At 64.7% G+C, this 6,961-nt stretch carries 6 protein-coding genes; all 6 read left to right on the top strand.

The genetic code is table 11. From position 1 onward, the window contains the following. Nucleotides 1-409 precede the first annotated feature (409 nt). The 6 genes from IAE41_RS15300 (at nucleotide 410) to IAE41_RS15270 (ending at nucleotide 6,917) form a co-directional block, all read left to right on the top strand. Nucleotides 410-1,171, top strand: a complete 762-nt coding sequence (locus IAE41_RS15300) for a hypothetical protein (protein ID WP_200733696.1) — start codon at nucleotides 410-412, stop codon at nucleotides 1,169-1,171. A gap of 46 nt (nucleotides 1,172-1,217) precedes the next feature. After that, complete coding sequence (locus IAE41_RS15295; RefSeq protein ID WP_200733695.1) at nucleotides 1,218-2,603, top strand: NAD-dependent succinate-semialdehyde dehydrogenase; 1,386 nt, start codon at nucleotides 1,218-1,220, stop codon at nucleotides 2,601-2,603. Further along, the gene (locus IAE41_RS15290; RefSeq protein ID WP_200733694.1) at nucleotides 2,600-4,018 is read left to right on the top strand and encodes a dihydrolipoyl dehydrogenase; all 1,419 of its coding nucleotides are present in this window, start codon (nucleotides 2,600-2,602) and stop codon (nucleotides 4,016-4,018) included. The genes IAE41_RS15295 and IAE41_RS15290 overlap by 4 nt, the downstream gene beginning before the upstream one ends. 594 nt (nucleotides 4,019-4,612) lie before the next feature. Further along, nucleotides 4,613-5,782: a hypothetical protein gene (locus tag IAE41_RS15280; RefSeq protein ID WP_200733692.1), complete on the top strand. Its 1,170-nt coding sequence runs from the start codon at nucleotides 4,613-4,615 to the stop codon at nucleotides 5,780-5,782. Nucleotides 5,783-5,979: 197 nt separating this feature from the next. Further along, nucleotides 5,980-6,219: a hypothetical protein gene (locus IAE41_RS15275; RefSeq protein ID WP_079220428.1), complete on the top strand. Its 240-nt coding sequence runs from the start codon at nucleotides 5,980-5,982 to the stop codon at nucleotides 6,217-6,219. 50 nt (nucleotides 6,220-6,269) lie between these two features. Then, nucleotides 6,270-6,917 (top strand): HEPN domain-containing protein, encoded by a 648-nt coding sequence (locus tag IAE41_RS15270; protein ID WP_200733691.1) that lies wholly within the window; start codon nucleotides 6,270-6,272, stop codon nucleotides 6,915-6,917. The last annotated feature ends 44 nt before the right edge of the window (nucleotides 6,918-6,961 follow it).

Below are 6,961 nucleotides of genomic sequence, written 5' to 3'. Positions count from 1 at the left end.
GTACAGGCCCTGGGCGATGGCCTGGCGCTGCACGGCGGTGCTGGCGGCGGGCGCTGCGGTCGCGTTATCGGCAAATGCGGCCGGGGCGCCGACGCTGAGCGAGATGGCAACGGCCAGAGCGGCCGAGCGGAAAGCGGAATGACGGGTCATGCGAGCATCCTTGAAAGGGCACGGGAGGGTGTCCTGGCTCGCTGGGCCGTTCTGCGACGGCCCCCTGCAGCTGTCTGCGCAGGATGGGCTGGCTGGGTAGCAGGGGCATGGTAACAGGTGGGGGGCGTGGCGTCCGCGCAGGCATGCGTGGCTGCTGCTCGCACAGCCTGACATGGCCATCACCGGCGTTCACGCCGCTGGAATCGCCGGATGCGCAGGATCGAGTGCCCCTCATCTGCCCTCGCGCGGTCCACTCCTGATGCAGCAACTCGCCAACGATTTCTGGAACCTGCGCGGCACCTTCAAGGTGGCCGGGCTGCTTGACCTGGGCACCCAGCTTTCAGTCGTGCGCCGTAGCAACGGCCGCTTCCTGGTCCTGGACAGCTACTCCCCTACCGAGGCCCAGCGCCAGGCACTGCTTGGCCTGACCGCGGGCGGCACGCTGGTGGATGCCATCATCAACGTGCATCCCTTCCACACCCTGCACTGCGAGCCCCTGCACCAGCTGCTGCCCGCCGCGCGCCTGATCGGCACCCGCCGCCACCTGCAGCGTGCGCCGCATCTGCCATGGGACCCCGAGGTGATTGAAGACCCCGCCGCCCAGGCCGACTTTGCCGATGACCTGGATTTCTCCGTACCCGCCGGCCTGGATCTGGTCCCGGCCAATGAAAGCGTGCACGCCAGCTCGGTGCTGGTCCGCCATCGCAGCAGCGGCATCGTGCATGTCGATGACACCCTCAACGTGCTGGCGGCCCCCGGCGCATTGGGCAGATGGCTGCCGCAGTCACGCCTGAAATTCCACCCCACGCTGCCGCGGGCGCTGCAGGCGCGGGCCGGCGCTGCAGTGGCGTTTGATCGTTGGGCGCGCGCGTTGGCCGATCGCTGGGCCGGCACCCCGTATGTCTGCGCCGCCCATTCGGCCGTGCGCAAGCTGCCCGCCACTGGCTGGCATGACGAAATGCTTAAGGCGCTGCGCCACGTGCAGGGCACCCTGCGACGCCACCACCGCCGCTACGGCTGAAAACCTTCTTTACTGCGCCACCTCCCTCCCCCAAGGCGAACCCACCATGACCGACTCCCAGATCAAGACCATCAACCCACTCACCGAACAGCTGCTGGACACTTACGAATATATGTCCGACGCCCAGGCAGCAGACACCGTAAAGGCAAGCCACGAGGCGTTCCTGCAGTGGCGCCTGCGCAGCCTTGATGAGCGCGCCGCCGTGATAGCGGCCATTGCGCAGAAGCTGGAAGAGAAGAAAGAAGCCTTCGCCCAGCTGATGACCAACGAGGTCGGCAAGCTGATTGGCGACAGCCGCAGCGAAGTGGATCTCTGCGTGGCCATCTGCAACTACACCGCCGAGCAGGGCCCCAAGGAACTGGCGGATGAAGAGCGGCCTTCAGCTAATGGCACCGGCATCGTCACCCACGCGCCCATCGGCGTGGTGTACGGCATCCAGCCGTGGAACTTCCCGGCCTACCAGGCCGTGCGCTACTCCATTGCCAGCCTCATGGCCGGTAACGGCGTACTGCTCAAACATGCCGAAAGCTGCACCGGCAGCGGCCTGTTCCTGCGCGACCTGTACGAGGAGGCCGGCCTGCCCAAGGGCTTGTTCGGCGTGCTGCTCATCAGCCATGACCAGTCCGATGCCATCATCGACCACGACCTGGTGCGCGCCGTCACGCTGACCGGCAGCGAGAAGGCCGGGCGCACCGTAGCCAAGAAGGCCGGCAAGGCACTGAAGAAGACCATGCTGGAACTGGGCTCCAACGACGCCTATCTGGTGCTGGACGATGCCGATCTGGAGCTGGCGGTAAAGACCTGCGTCAAGGGCCGCCTGTTCAACAACGGCCAGACCTGCGTCAACGCCAAGCGCTTCATCGTGACCGCAAAGAACTACGACGCCTTTGTTGAAGCCTATGCAACGCAGTTTGCACAGATCCGCATGGGCGACCCCAACGATGCCACCACCCAGCTCGGCCCGATGGTCTCCAAGGCGCAGCGTGACACCCTGCACGAGCAGGTCAGCAAGAGCGTGGCCCAGGGCGCGCGGCTGGTGGTGGGTGGCGAGATACCCGACCGGACCGGCTGCTTCTACCCCGCCACGGTGCTGGCCGATGTTGCGCCGGGCCAGGTGGCCTATGAAGACGAACTGTTTGGCCCCGCCGCCGCCATCATCAAGGCCAAGGACGATGAAGATGCCCTGCGCATTGCCAACGACAGCCGCTACGGGCTGGGCGGCGGCATCTTCAGCCGCAATGTGAAGCGCGCGCGCGAACTGGCCACCACCTACTTCGACACCGGCATGGTGTGCATCAACACCTTCAACGTTGCCAGCCCCGCCCTGCCCTTTGGCGGGGTGAAGGCCTCCGGCTACGGCCGCGAGCACGGCCCGGAGGGCCTGAAGGAATTCGTCAACGTCAAATCCATCACGCTGCCGGCGGCCCAATGAGCACGCCCCCGCACTGCGATGTGGCGGTGATCGGCGCCGGCACGGCCGGCCTGGCGGCAGAGCGTGCCGCCCGCCGCAACGGCGCGTCCACCTTGATCATCGATCCGCACTTCAACGGCACCACCTGTGCCAACGTCGGCTGCATGCCCTCCAAATTGCTGCTGGCTGCGGCCAAGCAGGCCGAGCGCGTGCGCCATTCAGACCTGTTTGGCATCCGCGTGGAGGGCCTGCAGATTGATGGCCCGGCGGTAATGCAGCGCGTGCGCGACGAACGCGACCGCTTTGCCGCACTCACCCGCAAGCAGATTGAGGACCTGGACCCGGCGACCCGCCTGGCCGGCCGCGCCCGGTTTACCGGCCCGGCCACGCTGGAACTGGACGACGGCCGGCGTATCGAGGCCCGCGCGATTGTCATCGCTACCGGGTCTGCCCCTGCGCTACCCCCGCCCTTTGAAGCACTGGGCGAACGGGTGCTGACCAACGAGAGCCTGTTCGAACTGAAGCAGCTACCCGAACGCGTGGCCGTGGTCGGCACCGGCTCGGTGGGGCTGGAATTTGCGCAGGCGCTGGCCCGGCTGGGCGTGCAGGTCACCTTGCTGGGCAAGGACACAGCGCTGGCCAAGGTGCGCTGCCCGCGCGTACATGACGCGTTGCTGGCGATGCTGCAGCGGGATATGGACGTTCACCTGGGCGTGGACGTACACCCTGAACGCACTGCGGACGGCGTGCACGTGCGCTGGAGCAGCAAGGACGGGGCGACCGGCAGCGTGCAGGTGGATTACGTGGTGGCCGCGCTGGGGCGGCCACCCACGCTGAAGGGCCTCGCCTTGGACAAGGCACAGCTGGCGCTGGACAAGCACGGCGTACCCCGCCACACGCGCGAAACGATGCGCTGCGGTGACAGCGCCATCTTCCTGGCTGGCGACGTCGCTGCCGACCTGCCCCTGCTGCATGAGGCATCGAGCGATGGCGCCATTGCCGGCCGCAACGCTGCGGCGCTGCCAGCAGAGATCACCGTGAAGCGGCACGTGGCGTTGAGCATTACCTTCACCGATCCGCCGGTTGCCAGCATCGGTCAGTCTGAAGACGAGGGCGCGGTGACCGGCACCGCCGATTTTGACGACCAGGGCCGCGCCCGCGTGGAAGGCGTGAACGAAGGCACGCTGACGCTGTATGCGGCAGCACCGGAAGGCAAGCTGATCGGTGCGGACCTGGTGGCGCCTGCGGGCGAGCACCTGGCCCATCTGCTGGCATGGGCGGTGGAAACCGGCTGCACGGCCAGCCAGCTGCTGGAGCTGCCTTTCTACCACCCCACCATGGAGGAGGGATTGAAGCAGGCCCTGCGCAGCATCTGTGCGGCAACGCCGATTGCGCTGCCAGCTGACCATGATGCGGGCGCGCCTGCTGGAGGGTGAGCCTGCTGGGGGATGAGGGGGTCTGGCGGCCTTTATTCGTCAGAGCCCCCGATCTCTGGCTTCCTTCACGATGTCCGACATGACCCGCCGTTCACTCAACTGACCCAGATACAGAAGATGTTGTGCCGCCTTGACTCTCTGCAGGTGATCCAAACGGCAGGTCAAGCGCCTCACGCGCCCTGAGGTAATTCTCAGCGGTCATATCGTTGAGACCCTGCTCCTGGCCCTTCAGCTGGCGGCCCATCTCCGCGTACTTGGAGGCCAGCAACTTCTGGGGACTGAAACAGGGCAGCACCTTGCGTGGCATGCGCCCCGGTGACCCGCCGACGAGAGCTTGTACCCACCTGTCGCATACTGACAATCGTGAAGGCTGTAATCGATCCTAACTGCCAAGCGCAGACAGCAATAGCTTCCGCCACTTCTATGCCCTCGCGAGTGCCCAAGTAAGCACAGCACCGCCTGCATCTCTATCAGACCTGCACGGCAGCAACGACAGCGACAGAGCCGCATGCCGATAACTGGTAGCGAAGGACTGGACAGAGGTAGGGAGGATGCACCAAGAATGCACTGCGTATAGCAACAAGGAGAACAGGCATGTCGAAGACATTTGGACGCATAGCGGCCATCAAAGCCTCGCGAAAGCCGGGAGACTTCCCCGAACTGAGCTTCAACCGGCTCCGCCGCAATCAGGATTCCGGAATCGAGACGACGCTTCTGATGGACTGCAATGTTGTGATCCACATGAGAAACGCGGTGCAGGTTTCGGATGAGGTTGAACGCAACAAATCCATCAAGGCGCTGACACCGTTAGCGGCGTTCTTGAGAGAGTGTTCCGAGCGGCAACTTCGCTACACGGTGAGCCCGTTCTTTGGCCTCAATGAGATGCGTAGCACAGAAGCAGGCGCGGCAGTTTCTGCCCTGGATGAGTTCAGCCGCATATTTGGGCTGCACTGGATAGACGCCGACAACGCTGTTGCAGGTGACCCAACGACGTTGGGACTGACCGACCGCGGCTTCCTGCAACTACCTGATGATGTCCAGCACTTCGTTTCTGCGCCCTACGCAGGCTTGCTCTTGATGCTGATCGTCGCCCGCGACGTCCAGGCGGATCCCGTCACCAAGTTCAGGCGGTACCTGCGTCTCTACAGGCGACTCATCAATGTCACGTCCATCCGTGAAATAACCATTGCACGCTTTCTGTTTGCCCCGGAGCCAGTAGAGGGGACCCGCTTTCACGACATCTGGAAGCCCATCGTTCTTAACTTCACGGGCCGCAAGAAACTGACGACGAAGCTGCACAACCGGAGTGACCATCTGGATCGTGCCGCTTCCAATGGCGCGTTGGATCTGCAGTTGTTGAACGCCGCGAACCTGAGTGACTACACCGGTGTGGACGGCCGCCGCCAGGACACCTGGGTGCTGACCGGAGATTTGAAGCTGGCCGCACTGACCGCCGCAGTCCATCACACCGATCTGGGTACGGGGCTGGTCGGTCTGGCCGTGGCGACGGAAGACTTCGGTGATCAAGGTGAGTACTGGCATGAGACCAATCGCGATATGGCAGCGCTCAATTCGGCTTTCCGGATGAACCTGAAGGTCTCGCCCCGGCGCCAGCGGCAGCGTGCCATTGCATTGCTGGCAATGGCCGAGCGCGGCCTCATGGGTCAGTTGGCATACCCCGGTGCACCCCTGCGCCACTGGGGCCCGCCGCACACGACGCCTGACTCCCCATTCGACCTCGTCGAATCTGTGTTCAAGGCGTAGAGCCAGAATCACGCGACGCAGCCTGTCGCAGCGCTCCGCACAATGAACACCGACGGATCGACACGGGGCACGGATGCCCCAGCTACCCACCCACGAAAGGATTTCCATGTTCAAGATCATTGGTGCAACGGTGGTTTACGGCTTCGCCCTGTATGGGCTGGGCCGCTGGCTGGTGGAACAGCAGCACGTCGGCGTAGATGACTGAGGCCCGGCTGACCATGTGGGGCCGAGCACAGAAGCTGACGTATCACTGCAAGGACTGCGGCTGGAAGCGCGTCACGCCGCCCACCGGCGACGTCCGCATCGAGGGGCTTACCTGGTTCCGCAGCTGCCCCGAGTGCCGTTCGACCGCACTGGAGTGCGGCAATGCAAACGCGCTCGACACCCTCTGGCAGGGGCTGCCCGAGGCGTGGCGCAGGGCACGGCGTCTGGAGTAGTTCCCCTGCCACGATCGCCCCGCATAATGGTGGCGATAACAGGGGGAAAAATGGATTCGACTACTCTGAAGGAAGCGCATCGCCTTGTCCGCGATGCGCAGCCGGATTCCACGCGCGTGCGCCTGCACCGCGCCATCAGTTGGCTCAACCGCGCCGAACAGGAAGACCAGGATACGGATGCCCGTTTCCTGTTCCTGTGGATTGCGCTCAACGCAGCCTATGCCCAGGAATTCGGCTTCGAGAACGCCGAGCGCGAACAGCTGCGCAGGTTCTTCGAGGCACTGCTGGCACATGACCGGCAAGGAAGCCTGCAGGACATCCTGTTCAAGCAGTTTCCCGGGCCCATCCGCACGCTTGTTGGAAACCGTTTCGTGTACGCACGTTTCTGGAAGGCGCTGCGCGAGCACGACAGCAGCAACCGCTGGGCGGAGCGCTTCGCCACGGACCAGCGCTTGGCACTGCAGGCCGTCGTTGAACGGCGCACCGAGGTCGTGCTCTCCATCGTGCTGGACCGCCTGTATGTGCTGCGCAACCAGCTGGTGCATGGCGGGGCCACCTGGGACAGCCAGGCCAACCGCGCACAGCTGCGCGACGGTGCCGCCATCCTGGGCCAACTGGTGCCGGCCATCCTGCAGTTGATGCTGCAGGATGGGGCGCCGGAGCTGGGCGAGGTGGCCTACCCGATGCTGCCGGGGTAAGCCTGGCCCATCGCACAAGAAAGGTGCCGGCAGATTCGGCCGGC

Source organism: Stenotrophomonas sp. S39 (assembly GCF_016624665.1).
In the GTDB taxonomy this organism is placed as follows: domain Bacteria; phylum Pseudomonadota; class Gammaproteobacteria; order Xanthomonadales; family Xanthomonadaceae; genus Stenotrophomonas.
The sequence above is the reverse complement of the archived record's forward strand: the minus strand, read 5'-3'. Positions and strand labels throughout refer to the sequence as shown.